The sequence below is a fragment of the uncultured Bacteroides sp. genome (assembly GCF_910586915.1).
In the GTDB taxonomy this organism is placed as follows: Bacteria; Bacteroidota; Bacteroidia; order Bacteroidales; family Bacteroidaceae; genus Bacteroides.
In genome coordinates, this window is sequence record NZ_CAJULN010000015.1 from 1 (window position 1) to 15,070 (window position 15,070).

Genomic DNA, 15,070 nt, shown 5'->3' on the forward strand with positions numbered 1-15,070 from the left:
GGCGGTCTTGCACGGCTTTCCGCTTCCGGCTCAAATGGACAGCGAAAAAGAAAAATCGTCAGAAATCCGTAAAAGCACCTCTCTGGCATAAGCGCAAAAGAAATGGGCCTTGCATCATCAGTCTAAACTTCTGTTTAGGCGTGAGGCAAAGCCCTTTTCTCCGCTTATGCGGTAGTCGGCATACGTTCGTCCAAAATCTCTTTGGGCGATGGTGTGCCGACGGACAAAACCGCTTTTACGGAAGATATGAATACGAGTATATCAAAAAATCCACCGAAAAAAAGTAAATCATTGGGGAGTTTGGATAAAAAAGTGTACCTTTGCAATAGAGTTGTTAGATGTAGCAAAGCACAGCATACCAGTGAATTTGCATTGTCGCTAAATCGTTACCATAAAATTGAAACTCTCTTATTCTATTCTGACACACAATTAGATACAGTTTTTTTGACTATCCATGGCAAAGATAAAAACAGAAAAACAGTACAAGGCAGCTTGCTCAAGAATTGAAGAACTGCTTAAAGTGGTTAGCAATGATACCCCGACCGATGATAAAAACTTCCTCGAACTGGACTTGATTTCCGATTTGGTTGCAGACTACGAAGAGGAACATTTCCCTATAGAAACTCCTTCTTTGGTGGATGTTATCAAACTTCGTATGTATGAAATGGGGCTAACTCAGACCAAACTGTCAGAGTTGCTCAATGTAAGTCCCTCCCGCGTCAGTGAATATCTCTCCGGAAAGTGTGAACCTACGTTGAAGGTCGCCCGTGAAATAAGCAGGAAGCTGAATATTGATGCCAATATCGTGCTGGGAGTTTAAGTAAAAGAATAAAAAAACGCTGATTATCATCCGGATAATCAGCGTTTTATTCTGAGAGCCGCTAGCCAGACTTGAACTGGCGACCTACGCGTTACGAATGCGTTGCTCTACCAACTGAGCTATAGCGGCGTTTGTCTCTCGTTTACGGCGTGCAAAATTACAGCTTTATTTGAGAAAACAAAAAGAATCTGATGTTTTTTTTGAAATTAATTTTCCCACAGCGGTTTATTGCCCAAATCAAATCCTGAATGACAAATATATACTAACTTTACAGCATGAAAAAGAAATTCCGACTTGAAGTTCCCAATGGAGCCGGTAAGATTTTACTTCATACCTGTTGCGCTCCCTGTTCGTCAGCCATCATCGAATGCCTGATGCAGCATCACATAACGCCTGTCATCTATTATTGTAATCCCAACATCTATCCATTGGAGGAATATAACATAAGAAAGGACGAATGCACGCGATATGCACAATCTTTAGGGCTGGAAATCATCGATGCCGATTACAACCATGAAGCCTGGCGAGGCCAAATCGCCGGTATGGAACAGGAGCCCGAAAGAGGCGGACGCTGCCTGCGTTGCTTCAAGATACGCCTGCTGGAGACTGCCCGTTACGCACACGAGCATGGAATTTCCGTCATCACGACTACGCTTGCTTCCAGCCGGTGGAAAAGCCTTGAGCAGATAAATGAAGCCGGAAGATATGCCACGGAAAACTATCCGGATGTCACATACTGGGAACAGAATTGGCGGAAAGGCGGACTGAGCGAACGTCGTATCGCCATCATCAAAACCTATAATTTCTACAACCAACGATATTGCGGTTGTGAATTCAGCATGAGAAAAGACGAAGAAACCAGTACACCATTATCATCCGCAGAACAATGAACCGAAGAAAGAAAGGCAAAACCCGAAAAAAAACAGGCTCTAATTATAAGTTAGGGTACATCCTCCTCATCATCGCACTTATACCCATCATGTATGGCCTCCATCTGTATTGCCGGCAAATGGAGCGTCCTCAAAACAGCAGCCCGCAAACGGGTGTGCCAACTCAAGCGTTGTCGGTCAAGGAGTTGCAAATCCCGACATTGCTAACTCCCCGGCAGGAGCAGATAATCCGCCACACCGGATACACCGTTTCCTACAACAAAGAACTGAAACTCCCCAACTGGGTCTCTTACGAACTGACGCGGGAGGAAACAAAAGGCAAAGAAAAAAGAGACAACCGCTTTATCGCCGACCCGCAAGTAAAAGGCCCGATTGCAACGAACGCCGACTATGCACGTTCGGGATACGACAAGGGACATATGGCACCGGCTGCGGATATGAAATGGAGTGCGCAAGCCATGAAAGAATCCTTCTACTTCAGCAATATGTGCCCGCAACACCCGCAACTGAACAGAAGAAGTTGGAAGAACCTGGAAGAGAAAGTACGAGACTGGGCCATAGCAGACAGCGCCATCATCATTATCTGCGGCCCTATCCTGCCCAAACAGCCCAAGACCATCGGGAAAAACAAGGTCGCAGTGCCCCAACGGTATTTCAAAGTGATTCTCTCTCCTTTCGTTACCCCCATACGCGCCATCGGATTCTTGTTCAACAACGAACAAGCCGTCGAACCCCTATCTACCTACACAGTAACCGTAGACAGCATCGAACGGCTCACCGGCATGGATTTCTTCGCAGCGCTGCCCGACGAGACAGAGCATAAAATCGAAGCGGAAGAGAACTACTTCCAATGGCCTCATTAGCCCCTGTCCGATTCGGCTGAAATTTGTTTGCCAGATACGAATGTTTCTTTGAAAGAACACGTCGCTATTCAAATTCTTCCTATCTTTGAGGCACTTTACAAAAAAGCCGAAAAGATGAACAAAAAAAAGAGAAACATTTTATTATCCATTCTAATTGGTGCCTTCCTTCTTTGTGCCATTACCGGAGGAGTCGTTTATTATTTCTTGTTTGCTCCTCAGTTCCGTCCATCCAAAACCGTCTATATCTATGTAGACCGAGACGACACAGCCGATTCGATATATGACAAAATAAAGAGGTCGGGCCGTGTAAAACATTTCGCCGGATTTCACTGGATGGCCAAATATAAAAAATTCAGCCAGAACATTCATACCGGACGCTACGCCATCCGTCCGAACGACAATGTCTACCATGTGTACAGCCGCTTGTCGAGAGGATACCAGGAACCTGTCAACCTCACTATCGGAAGCGTCCGGACGTTGGACCGGCTGGCACGGAATGTCGGCAAGCAACTCATGATAGACTCCGCCGAAATCGCCCGCCGGCTGTTCGACCCCTCTTTTCAAAATGAAATGGAATATACGGAAGCAACCCTGCCCAGCCTTTTCATACCGGAAACTTACCAAGTGTATTGGGATATAAGTGTAGAAGATTTCTTCAGACGTATGCAGAAGGAACACGAACGTTTCTGGAACAAGGAGCGTCTTGCACAAGCCACTGCCATCGGGATGACGCCGGCAGAGGTGAGCACCCTCGCTTCCATCGTCGAAGAGGAGACCAACAACAACGAAGAAAAACCGATGGTAGCCGGACTGTATATCAACCGTCTGCACAAGGATATGCCTTTGCAGGCAGACCCTACCGTCAAATTCGCCTTGCAGGATTTCGGTCTGCGCCGCATCACCAATGAGCATCTCAAAGTCAATTCGCCCTACAATACTTACACAAATACCGGACTACCGCCCGGCCCCATCCGCATCCCCTCCAAAAAGGGGATAAACAGCGTACTGAATCATGCCAAGCACAACTATATCTATATGTGTGCCAAAGAGGATTTCTCAGGTACGCACAACTTCGCTTCCAATTACGCCGACCATATGGCAAATGCAAGAAAATACTGGAATGCACTGAATGAAAGAAAGATTTTTAGGTAAATTCGTGATAAAACGAGCTAAAAACTTCTATCTTTGCCCGACAGATTAACAAACTGTGATTAACACTAAATATAAGAAATAGATATGAGCAAGCAACTCTTACTTGGCGACGAAGCCATTGCACAAGCTGCGCTGGATGCCGGACTTTCAGGCGTTTATGCCTACCCCGGTACTCCTTCAACCGAGATTACGGAATATATCCAGATGGCCCCTATAACCTCCGAACAGCATATACACAGCCGCTGGTGTGCCAATGAGAAAACAGCAATGGAAGCTGCATTAGGTATGTCTTTCGTAGGCAAACGCGCCCTGGTTTGCATGAAGCACGTAGGTATGAACGTAGCTGCCGACTGTTTTGTCAATTCTGCCATCACCGGCGTGAAAGGCGGATTGATTGTGATAGCGGCAGATGACCCCAGTATGCACTCGTCGCAAAATGAACAGGACAGCCGCTTCTACGGAGATTTCTCACTGATACCGATGTACGAACCCAGCAACCAGCAAGAAGCGTACGACATGGTATACAACGGTTTTGAATTCTCTGAAAAGATGGAGGAGCCTGTTTTAATGCGTATGGTAACCCGCCTTGCACACTCCCGTTCCGGAGTGGAACGCAAAGAGCAGAAACCGCAAAACGGCCTGTCTTTCAGTGAAGACCCACGCCAATTCATTCTGCTGCCGGGCAACGCGCGCAAACGCTACAAAGCACTGCTTGCCCGACAAGATGAGTTTGTCAAAGCCTCTGAGGAGTCGCCTTACAATAAATATACGGATGGGCCTAACAAAAAATTAGGAATCATCGCCTGCGGCATCGGTTACAATTACCTGATGGAGAACTATCCCGAAGGTTGTGAATATCCGGTACTCAAAATCGGCCAGTATCCGTTGCCTAAGAAACAACTGAACCAACTGATTGAATCTTGCGACGAGATTCTCGTTCTGGAAGACGGACAGCCATTTGTGGAGAAACAACTGAAAGGTTATTTGGGTATCGGGATAAAGGTAAAAGGACGTTTGGACGGTACGCTCTCGCAAGACGGAGAGTTAAACCCCGACTCTGTAGCCCGTGCGGTAGGCAAAGAGAACAAATCGGAATTCGGCATTCCGCTGGTAGTGGAGATGCGTCCTCCCGCACTTTGCGAAGGTTGCGGACACCGCGATATGTACACCACGCTGACCGAAGTGCTTAAAGAAGAATATCCTTCCCACAAGGTATTCAGCGATATCGGCTGCTATACGCTTGGCGCAAACGCCCCTTTCAACGCCATCAACTCTTGTGTGGACATGGGTGCCTCCATCACTATGGCAAAAGGAGCAGCCGACGGCGGCCTCTATCCGGCTGTAGCCGTAATCGGCGACTCTACCTTCACCCATTCGGGAATGACCGGATTGCTCGACTGTGTAAATGAAAACGCCAACGTAACCGTCGTCATCTCCGACAACGAGACCACTGCCATGACAGGCGGACAGGATTCTGCCGGAACCGGACGCATCGAAGCCATCTGCGCAGGTCTTGGAGTGGAGCCCTCCCATATCCGCGTGGTCGTACCGTTGAAGAAGAACTACGAAGAGATGAAACAAATCATACGCGAAGAAATCGAATACTGTGGGGTATCCGTCATCATTCCCCGCAGAGAGTGTATCCAAACATTAGCACGCAAAAAAAAGAAATAAGTAAGCCATGAAAAAAGATATCATATTATCAGGAGTAGGCGGACAGGGAATTCTGTCTATCGCTACCGTAATAGGCAAAGCTGCCTTGAAAGAAGGACTTTACATGAAACAGGCAGAAGTGCACGGAATGAGCCAGCGTGGCGGCGACGTTCAATCCAATCTCCGTATCAGCGACCGGCCGATTGCTTCGGATCTGATTCCTTCCGGCAAGTGTGACCTGATTATCTCTCTTGAACCTATGGAGGGACTGCGCTATCTCCCCTACCTCAGCCCCGACGGCTGGCTGGTGACCAACGAAACACCGTTTGTCAATATTCCCAACTATCCGGAATCCGACAAAATAATGGCGGAAATCAATAAATTGCCGCACAAGATTGTATTAAACGTGGATAAAGTAGCAAAGGAAGCCGGTTCGGCACGCGTTGCCAATATCGTCTTATTAGGAGCTACCGTCCCGTTTCTCGGCCTCGATTACGAAAAAGTGCAGGACAGCATTCGTGAAATTTTCCAGCGCAAGGGAGAAACTATCGTAGAAATGAATCTTAAAGCATTGGCTGCCGGTAAAGAAATCGCGGAGAAACTGATGCAATAAAACAGGCCTTACCATGAATACACAATACTGGGAAGAAGAAATAGAAACCATGAGCCGTGAGAAGTTGCAGCAACTGCAACTTCAACGGCTTAAAAAAACAATCGCCACAGCAGCAAACGCTCCTTTTTACAAAGAGGTCTTCGGCAAATATGGGCTTACCGCAGATAGCATACAGTCACTGGATGACATACGCAAAATACCTTTCACGACCAAATCCGATATGCGCGCCCACTACCCGTTCGGATTAGTGGCAGGCGATATGAGTAACGATGGCGTGCGCATCCACTCTTCCAGTGGCACTACCGGCAATCCGACTGTAATTGTCCATTCACAACATGACCTTGATTCTTGGGCTAACCTGGTAGCTCGCTGCTTGTATGCCGTAGGTATCCGCAAAACAGATGTTTTCCAAAACAGTTCGGGATACGGTATGTTCACAGGCGGACTAGGTTTCCAATATGGAGCCGAACGGCTCGGCTGCCTGACTGTTCCTGCTGCTGCCGGAAACAGCAAGCGACAGATTAAATTTATCAACGACTTCCAAACAACTGCCCTGCACGCCATTCCCAGCTACGCCATCCGCCTTGCCGAAGTTTTCCAGGAGGAAGGAATCGACCCCGCCCAAACAACCCTAAAGACACTGGTAATCGGTGCCGAACCTCATACGGACGAACAACGCCGTAAAATAGAACGGATGTTAGGCGTAAAAGCGTACAACAGTTTCGGTATGACAGAGATGAATGGCCCCGGTGTTGCTTTCGAATGTCAGGAACAGAACGGAATGCATTTTTGGGAGGATTGTTACCTGGTGGAAATCATTGATCCTGAAACCGGCGAACCGATGCCCGAAGGAGAAATCGGGGAACTAGTACTCACCACTCTCGACCGTGAGATGATGCCCTTAATCCGTTATCGCACGCGCGATTTAACCCGCATCTTACCCGGAAAATGTCCGTGCGGACGCACGCATCTACGCATCGACCGTATCAAAGGACGTAGTGATGATATGTTTATCATCAAAGGAGTCAATATTTTCCCGATGCAGGTCGAGAAAATCCTCGTACAATTTCCGGCATTAGGCAGCAACTATCTGATTACTTTGGAAACGATTAACAATCAGGATGAAATGATTGTCGAAGTGGAACTGAGCGACCTCTCTACCGACAATTACATTGAACTGGAAAAAATCCGCAGAGATATCACCCACCGACTGAAAGATGAAATCCTGGTCACTCCGAAAGTGAAGCTGGTCAAGAAAGGTTCTCTCCCGCAAAGCGAAGGAAAAGCCGTCCGCGTAAAAGACTTACGAGACAACAGATAAGTTTTTTTCAGATTGTCTACATTATATGTGCCGATAGACCATCCGTATCTTTCTCCACACGAGATGGTCTACCAGCACATTATCAATCAGAGAAGGATTTGGAGTATGGATTGAAATATTGCCCCTTTCCTTTTGTTCTTTTTCCATATTGTACGGCTTGCCGGGGACAGACATGATAACATGACAGACAGGAAGTGCAATCCTTTCCCCACACCGGCCTTCCTTTCACAACGACGATATTCTGCATCGGGCAACTCTTCTCACAACGTTTGCACCCGACACAAGCGTCCGAAGCAAAGAAATTCTCAGGAGACATCTGAAAACGGTTAAACAACGGATTGATTATCCGTGTTTTAATGAAGGGCATACTTCCTTCATAACAAGAGAAAATCTCTTCCCTCCTATTTATCAAAGTATTTATTCTTTTGAGACTCGGCACACTCTCCGCTAACTTTTTCCTTTCCAGCTCTTTATTATCTACATCAAAACCCGGAAGCAATACGTAATTGTTAGGCATAACCACAGAAAAACCGGCATGACACTTCCACCCCTTCTGTTCTAATGCTTTTGTCAAGACCTACCTGGCAAGCCCCGTGTCATCCCCGCATGAACAGACAAAAAACAAGTACTGCCCTTGATAACCTCTGAAAGAAATCTTCTGAATAAATTGTAAAACAATAGCAGGTGGTGCCCACGAATAAATTGGAAATACAAATCCCACCTTTTCATCTTCCCGCAGACAAAACTCTAATACTCCATTCCTTAACACATCGGGAATAAACACCAAGTCTTCCTTCTGTTCCTTAGACAACTGATTAGCTATCCACTTAGAATTGCCTGTACCTGAAAAATAAAATATCATAGAAAAGTATATAAGAAAGCCGTACCGACGATGTGATGAAACTCTGATAGAACAAGATTTGAGCGCTCGTCCTCTTTGTAATCCACCGGCATTACGCTGTCCCGAAGGATGTGGCCCGCCATTGAAGAACGAAGCTTTCTCGGTGCATCAGATTAATTTGAAGAGTTTCCCGATCAAGTCGATACGGCTAATATTTTTGTACTACAAATGTAGAAAGATTCTCTGAGATTAACAAGAAAAAAAAGATTTTTGTTTGCCTACTGCTCTTTTTTTCATTCCCTTTCAGCAGCCGGATAAAAGAAAAGTGTCAATTGCTAAGTAGCAACTGACACTTTGTAATTCGTAAACTATTGAAACTTAAGCAGCTTTTGCTTTTGCAACGATAGCTTTGAAAGCCTCCGGATGATTCATTGCTAAATCAGCCAAAACCTTGCGGTTTATTTCGATACCGGCTTTGTGCAAACCGCCCATCAATTTAGAATAAGACATTCCTTCAAGACGTGCAGCAGCATTGATACGTTGTATCCAAAGAGCGCGGAAGTTTCTTTTCTTATTTCTACGGTCACGGAACGCGTAAGTCAAACCCTTTTCCCAAGTGTTTTTAGCTACGGTCCATACATTTTTTCTTGCACCAAAGTAACCTCTGGTCAATTTCAAAATTTTCTTTCTTCTTGCTTTTGAAGCAACATGATTTACTGATCTTGGCATAGTTTTACTTTTTTTGAATGTTAGCGCCGCTACTTCACGCAGCGAACTTCAAGCTAATGCATTCGGTTAATACTTTAAAATACTTTTACGCTTTTGATTACTTCATTGCTAAGAGTTCCTTAACCTGGCTTACATTTGTTGTATCAACAGTTGTAGAGTAGCACAGGTTTCTTTTTCTCTTTTTGGATTTCTTAGTCAAAATGTGACTGTGAAAAGCGTGCTTTCTTTTGATTTTACCTGTTCCGGTAAGGGCAAACCTTTTTTTAGAACCGGAGTTAGTCTTCATCTTTGGCATCTTACTTGTTTTTAAATTATTAATATATAATGGCAACGCACTATACCTGCGCGTTACGCATCTCTTTTCATTCTTTATTCGCTTCTGGCTTTTCTGCTTTCGGTGCAGGAGCAGGTTTCGGAACTGCCGGTTTCTTAGAAGCCTCTTTCTTTTTCGGAGAAAGTTGGATAGTCATACGCTTTCCTTCAAGCACTGGCATCTGGTCTACCTTCGCGTAGTCTTCAAGGTCGTTTGCAAAACGAAGCAACAGTACCTCACCTTGTTCCTTGAAAAGAATGGAACGACCTTTGAAGAATACATAAGCCTTCACTTTATCACCGTCTTCGAGGAATCCCTTCGCGTGTTTCAACTTGAAGTTGTAATCATGGTCGTCGGTCTGAGGTCCGAAGCGAATCTCTTTCACATTCACCTTCACCTGCTTCGCTTTTTGTTCCTTCTGACGTTTCTTTAACTGATAAAGAAATTTAGAATAATCAATAATACGACAAACAGGAGGTTGAGCGTTAGGAGAAATTTCCACTAAATCCAATTCTCTTTCTTCAGCCATTTTCAAAGCCTGAAAGATCGGATATACTTTCGGCTCAATATCGTCGCTTACGATGCGAACTTCCTTGGCACGAATCTGTTCATTGATTCTATATTGCCCTTTTAAAGTGTCATTCTTCATTAAAAACGTTTACTTCCTGGTTTGTTCTTTTATTCTTAGACTAAATATTTTATTCTTAAACGGCTGCAAAGTTACCATTTATTTATCATATTCTGAACTTCTTCGTTCAAAATTTTAGCAAATTCTTCAAATTTCATGGTTCCTTTATCACCTTCACCCTGTTTACGAACAGAAACTTCTCCGTTTTCCGCTTCTTTTTCACCGACAATCAGCATATAAGGAATACGCTTCATTTCGTTATCGCGAATCTTACGACCGATTTTTTCGTTACGGTCATCCACAATCGCACGAATTTCGTGAACCTTGAGATACATCTTCACCTGTTCTGCGTATTCGTTGAATTTCTCGCTGATAGGCAAAATAACCACCTGTTCAGGTGTCAGCCACAACGGGAATTTACCGGCAGTGTGCTCAATCAATACGGCGACGAAACGTTCCATTGAACCGAACGGTGCACGGTGAATCATTACCGGACGATGCTTCTGATTGTCAGAACCCATATATTCGAGGTCGAAACGCTCCGGCAGGTTATAGTCAACCTGGATGGTACCCAACTGCCAACGGCGACCGATAGCATCTTTCACCATAAAGTCGAGTTTAGGACCATAAAAAGCCGCTTCTCCATATTCAATCTTGGCAGGCAAGCCTTTTTCCGCACAAGCCTCGATAATAGCCTGTTCTGCTTTTTCCCAGTTATCATCGCTACCGATATATTTCTCGCGGTTTACTTTATCACGCAAGGATATCTGAGCTTCAAAATTCTGGAAATTCATCGAACGGAACACGATAGATATAATATCCATTACACGAAGGAACTCATCCTTCACCTGTTCCGGACGGCAGAAGATATGTGCATCGTCTTGTGTAAAACTGCGCACACGGGTCAAGCCGTGCAACTCACCACTTTGTTCATAACGACAAACCGTTCCAAATTCAGCAATACGCAACGGCAGGTCTTTATAGGAACGCGGGAAATTCTTGTAAATCTCACAATGGTGAGGACAGTTCATAGGTTTCAAGAAGTACTCCTCACCTTCTTCCGGCGTATGGATAGGCTGGAATGCATCCTTACCATATTTTGCATAGTGACCGGAAGTCACATACAGCAACTTATTACCAATCGGCGGAGTAATCACTTCCTGATAATCGTAACGGGTTTGGATACGACGTAAGAATTCCTGTAGGCGCAAACGCAGCGCAGTACCTTTCGGTAACCACATCGGAAGTCCCTTACCTACAGTTTCAGAGAACATGAACAATTGCATTTCCTTACCAATCTTGCGGTGGTCGCGTTTCTTCGCTTCTTCCATCAAAGTAAGGTATTCATCCAGCATTTTCTTTTTCGGGAATGTAATACCATAGATACGGGTCAGCATCTTACGGTCTTCTTGACCACGCCAATAAGCACCGGCAACGCTTGTCAGTTTAATAGCCTTTATCGGAGCAGTCGTCATCAAGTGAGGACCACGGCAAAGGTCGGTAAATGCACCTTGTGTATAAGTAGTAATGTGTCCGTCTTCCAATTCGGAAATCAGTTCACACTTATAAGTTTCTCCACGCTCACCAAACATCTTCAAAGCATCCGCTTTGGCAATGCTTTCTCTGACTACCGCTTCTTTCTTGCCGGCCAGCTCCAACATCTTAGCTTCAATGGCAGGCAGGTCACTTTCTTTAATCACAACTTCTCCCGGATCTACGTCATAGTAGAATCCGTTTTCAATAGCCGGACCGATACCAAACTGAATACCCGGATAAAGTTCCTGCAGGGCTTCAGCCAACAAGTGAGCACTTGTATGCCAAAAAGCGTGTTTTCCTTCTTCGTCATCCCATTTATAAAGCACGAAATCCGCATCTTCATTGATAAGACGTCCCAAATCATAAGTCTCACCATTCACGCCGCAAGCCAATACATCCTGCGCCAAGCGCGAACTAATACTTTCTGCAATCTGTAAACCGTTCACCCCTTCGTTATACTCACGAACAGAGCCATCGGGAAATGTTATCTTTATCATAATGATTATGTTATATTTTTCACAATTTGAACGCAAAAATAACTAAATCTTTTGAGTTTTCCATTTTTTATCAAAAAAATGTTATTCCTTTTGATCTGTAAAACGCTTAATTACATTATAGGCGGAAACAATACCCAATTCGCCTGCTTTACTTAAATCGGAAATTCCCAACTTATTATTACCTAAGAAAATATGAGTAAGCCCTCTGTTAAAATAAGCATCCGCAAAATCCGGGTTCAATTCAATAGCCTTGTCATAGTCTGCCAAAGCAGCACGATAATCTTTCAACATAGCAGAAACATTCGCACGATTATAATACGAATATACAAAATCGGGCGCCAAATTGATTACTTTATCCAAATCTTTTCTTACTACTTCATAATCTACCACAGTAATCTCTTTGCGTTTATCACTCAAAGTTTCTGCTTCGGCAGCCTGCTCCGCCTTCTGATATTCCAATTGCTTGCAACGGATAAGAGCACGCATAAAGTAAGCAGGGAAAAAATCGCCATCCAACAGAATTGTCTGTGTCAAGTCGGCAACCGCACTTGAGAAATCTTGCACCAGATAAAAATCAATCGCACGTGCAAAACGTTTTGAAGCACTTTTTTCGTCTGCTACAATAGCCGACGTATGTGTATCAATCAATGCAAAATGGAATGTCACCTGTTCTTCCGTCAACGGAGCTTCCATATTCGTAATACGAATACGTTTCGGAAGTATAGCCGAACGGTTCAAATCTTCAATAAATTTATGGAAATTCACAGAACGCTTCACATCACTCATCTTCTCATAGTAAGTCAGTGCAAACATGGGTTCCAAAGTAATATTCACATTCTTATCCTGCACACGTCCACGATAATCACTCGTATAACGTTGTTCGGCTTCCGAGTCGTCCGCAATAACAATCTTACGATAGTTATTCATATTCTTATCCGACTTCTTACGGGTTTTCTCACCCTCTTCACCTTCTTTTTCTTTATTCTGATTTTGAGCTACATTCTTATTTGTTACGCCATTCTGCTTGTCAATCTGAGCCTTCATGACTTTAAACTCATCCTGCTCCGCCCCTTTCTTGTCGCCGATCTTCCGACGGGCTTCCGAACGCTGATAATATCCAGCCAAAAAATTAGGGTACTGGTCAATAACAGTTGTATAATCCTTTATCGCTCCCCGGTAATCTCCCGTTTGCGCACGAAGCAAACCACGGTTAAACACAGCCATCATATTGTCCGGCTCCATTTGGATTACAAAATCAAAATCTTCAATTGCACGATTGTCATCTCCTACCTGGGCACGAAGCAAACCACGGTTATAATGCCCGATAAAATTATTAGGGTCAATATCCAATGCCAAATCATAATCACTCATAGCCCCCCTCAGATTATTCTGATGGAATCGCGCCAATGCACGATTAATATAATTACCAGCATTCTTGGCACTCAAATGAATGGCACGATCGAAATCGGACTCAGCTTCCACATATTTGGATTGCTGCAATTTCACAATCGCTCTTGCTGCCCATGCATCCGGATCATACTTATCCAACTCAAGTGCTTTATTAAAGTCATTCAAAGCAGCAACCGTATCTTTCTGCTGTAATGATACATCTCCTCTCATAAGATAGGCACGGGTATAACGCGGAGAAACTTTAAGCAGGCTTTTCAAATCCTCTTTGGCAGAATCATAATCCTTTTTCTGAATATGAGACAATGTCAGATTATGCCACAAAGTTATATTCTCTGGATCATAATGCAAAGCCTTCTGATAGTCTCCGATAGCTCCGTCAAACTTATTCTGCCGGATTCTTGCCAAACCACGAACCTGATAAGCACCTACCACAAACGGATTCCGGTGGATAGCTGCGTCACAATCCGCTTCTGCACCTTGAAAGTCTTCCAGATTCAACTTGGCAAGCGCCCTGAAAAAATAAGGTTCATACAGATAAGGTTTCGCATTAATAACTTGATTAAAATACTGAATAGAAAGCACGTAATCCTCAAAATAAAGAGCGTTTCGGGCGATAGTCATCACCCGATCCGTATTTATCTGAGCACATAGCAGCGTAGGGAACAGTAATAATACTGTTAATATTCTTTTTATCATTGATATTTTATACTTGTAAACGAAGCAAAAATAATGCTTTTCGTTTACTTAACAGGGATATAAACGTTTTTTATCTTTATTTCACCTGTTTCATTTTATAAGAGCTACGCGCTTTTCCTTTCAGCATCGTATTCAGCTTACCTCTAATCATCTGCTTACGAAGTGGAGAAAGATGATCTATAAACATTTTACCGTCCAAATGATCGAATTCATGCTGCATGACACGCGCCAAATAACCTTCTACCACTTCTTCATGCTCTACAAAATTCTCATCCATATATTTCACACGGATTCTATCTCCTCTCTTCACTGTTTCATGAATACCGGGCAAACTCAAACAGCCTTCTTCCATACCGACTTCCTCACCTCCTACTTCCAGAATATGAGGATTTATATAAGCCTTATTGAAATCCTTAAATTCCGGAAAATCTTCCGAAAGCGGGTCCAGCGTAATTGTAACGACACGAATAGGCAATCCAATCTGCGGAGCAGCCAAACCTACACCGTCAGCGTGCACCATTGTTTCAAACATATTCGCAATCAACTCTTTCAAATTCGGATAATCCGGGGTTATGTCCTCTGCCACCTTTCTCAAAACAGGCTGTCCATATACATAAATAGGTAAAATCATATCTTTATATTCTACTGATAAATAAGTTATTTCATTTCTGCTAAAAGCGTTTACTTTCCAAATATGTCTGCAGAATAATCGTAGCGCTTATCTCATCGACCAACGCCTTATTTTGACGGTCTTTCTTTTTCAGTCCCGCTTCCAACATCGTACGATGCGCCAAAACCGAAGTAAACCGTTCGTCCACATATTCCACTGGAATCTCGGGCAAGCACTTCTTCAACGAACGAACAAAAGGTTCTATATTTTTCATATTCTCCGAAACCTCATTATTCATCTGCTTAGGCAATCCGATAATAATCTTCTCTACCGGTTCCCTTGCCACATAATCACTGATAAAGTTCAGAAGTTCATGCGTAGGTACGGTTGTCAATCCGTTTGCAATCAACTGCATCGTGTCGCTGACAGCTATTCCGGTACGCTTCCTTCCATAATCTATTGCTATAATTCTGCTCATGGGGCACAAAAATACAAAAA

The 15,070-nt window shown here is 44.0% G+C and carries 14 protein-coding genes, 1 tRNA gene and 1 pseudogene; 7 read left to right on the plus strand and 9 right to left on the minus strand.

Annotated features, from left to right (window positions below):
- Positions 1–454: 454 nt before the first annotated feature.
- Positions 455–820, plus strand: coding sequence for a helix-turn-helix domain-containing protein (locus tag QZ331_RS07425; protein ID WP_294629299.1), 366 nt, complete (start codon positions 455–457; stop codon positions 818–820).
- 56 nt (positions 821–876) lie between these two features.
- Here the strand turns inward: QZ331_RS07425 and QZ331_RS07430 are convergent.
- Positions 877–949 (minus strand) — tRNA-Thr (locus tag QZ331_RS07430).
- 146 nt (positions 950–1,095) lie between these two features.
- Between QZ331_RS07430 and QZ331_RS07435 the strand changes: the two genes are divergently transcribed.
- The 6 genes from QZ331_RS07435 (at position 1,096) to QZ331_RS07460 (ending at position 7,312) form a co-directional block, all read left to right on the plus strand.
- Positions 1,096–1,710 (plus strand): epoxyqueuosine reductase QueH, encoded by a 615-nt coding sequence (locus QZ331_RS07435; protein ID WP_294629300.1) that lies wholly within the window; start codon positions 1,096–1,098, stop codon positions 1,708–1,710.
- On the plus strand, positions 1,707–2,573 hold the full coding sequence (locus QZ331_RS07440) for a DNA/RNA non-specific endonuclease (protein ID WP_294629301.1): 867 nt from the start codon (positions 1,707–1,709) through the stop codon (positions 2,571–2,573). Before QZ331_RS07435 ends, QZ331_RS07440 begins: the two co-directional genes overlap by 4 nt.
- Positions 2,574–2,687: 114 nt before the next feature.
- Positions 2,688–3,725, plus strand: a complete 1,038-nt coding sequence (gene mltG, locus QZ331_RS07445) for an endolytic transglycosylase MltG (protein ID WP_294629302.1) — start codon at positions 2,688–2,690, stop codon at positions 3,723–3,725.
- Positions 3,726–3,809: 84 nt separating this feature from the next.
- Entirely contained in the window at positions 3,810–5,399 is a 1,590-nt protein-coding gene (locus tag QZ331_RS07450) for a thiamine pyrophosphate-dependent enzyme (RefSeq protein ID WP_294629303.1), read from the plus strand.
- Between the two features lie 7 nt (positions 5,400–5,406).
- A complete protein-coding gene (locus QZ331_RS07455) occupies positions 5,407–5,991 on the plus strand; it encodes an indolepyruvate oxidoreductase subunit beta (protein WP_294629304.1) in 585 nt (194 codons plus the stop codon).
- Positions 5,992–6,004: 13 nt separating this feature from the next.
- A complete protein-coding gene (locus QZ331_RS07460; RefSeq protein ID WP_294629305.1) occupies positions 6,005–7,312 on the plus strand; it encodes a phenylacetate--CoA ligase in 1,308 nt (435 codons plus the stop codon).
- 82 nt (positions 7,313–7,394) lie between these two features.
- Here QZ331_RS07460 and QZ331_RS07465 read toward each other — a convergent pair.
- The 8 genes and pseudogenes from QZ331_RS07465 to ruvX all read right to left on the minus strand — a co-directional run bounded on the left by QZ331_RS07465 (position 7,395) and on the right by ruvX (position 15,050).
- Positions 7,395–8,174, minus strand: a pseudogene (locus tag QZ331_RS07465) (EFR1 family ferrodoxin).
- 357 nt (positions 8,175–8,531) lie between these two features.
- Complete coding sequence (gene rplT, locus QZ331_RS07470; protein ID WP_294533600.1) at positions 8,532–8,882, minus strand: 50S ribosomal protein L20; 351 nt, start codon at positions 8,880–8,882, stop codon at positions 8,532–8,534.
- A gap of 97 nt (positions 8,883–8,979) precedes the next feature.
- A complete protein-coding gene (gene rpmI, locus QZ331_RS07475; RefSeq protein WP_005786574.1) occupies positions 8,980–9,177 on the minus strand; it encodes a 50S ribosomal protein L35 in 198 nt (65 codons plus the stop codon).
- Between the two features lie 67 nt (positions 9,178–9,244).
- Positions 9,245–9,844, minus strand: coding sequence for a translation initiation factor IF-3 (gene infC, locus QZ331_RS07480; RefSeq protein ID WP_294629306.1), 600 nt, complete (start codon positions 9,842–9,844; stop codon positions 9,245–9,247).
- 71 nt (positions 9,845–9,915) lie between these two features.
- Entirely contained in the window at positions 9,916–11,856 is a 1,941-nt protein-coding gene (gene thrS / locus QZ331_RS07485) for a threonine--tRNA ligase (RefSeq protein WP_294629307.1), read from the minus strand.
- Positions 11,857–11,937: 81 nt separating this feature from the next.
- Positions 11,938–13,962: a tetratricopeptide repeat protein gene (locus QZ331_RS07490; RefSeq protein ID WP_294629308.1), complete on the minus strand. Its 2,025-nt coding sequence runs from the start codon at positions 13,960–13,962 to the stop codon at positions 11,938–11,940.
- A gap of 76 nt (positions 13,963–14,038) precedes the next feature.
- Positions 14,039–14,593, minus strand: a complete 555-nt coding sequence (gene def / locus QZ331_RS07495) for a peptide deformylase (RefSeq protein WP_294629309.1) — start codon at positions 14,591–14,593, stop codon at positions 14,039–14,041.
- Positions 14,594–14,633: 40 nt separating this feature from the next.
- On the minus strand, positions 14,634–15,050 hold the full coding sequence (gene ruvX, locus QZ331_RS07500; protein WP_294629310.1) for a Holliday junction resolvase RuvX: 417 nt from the start codon (positions 15,048–15,050) through the stop codon (positions 14,634–14,636).
- Positions 15,051–15,070 lie beyond the last annotated feature (20 nt).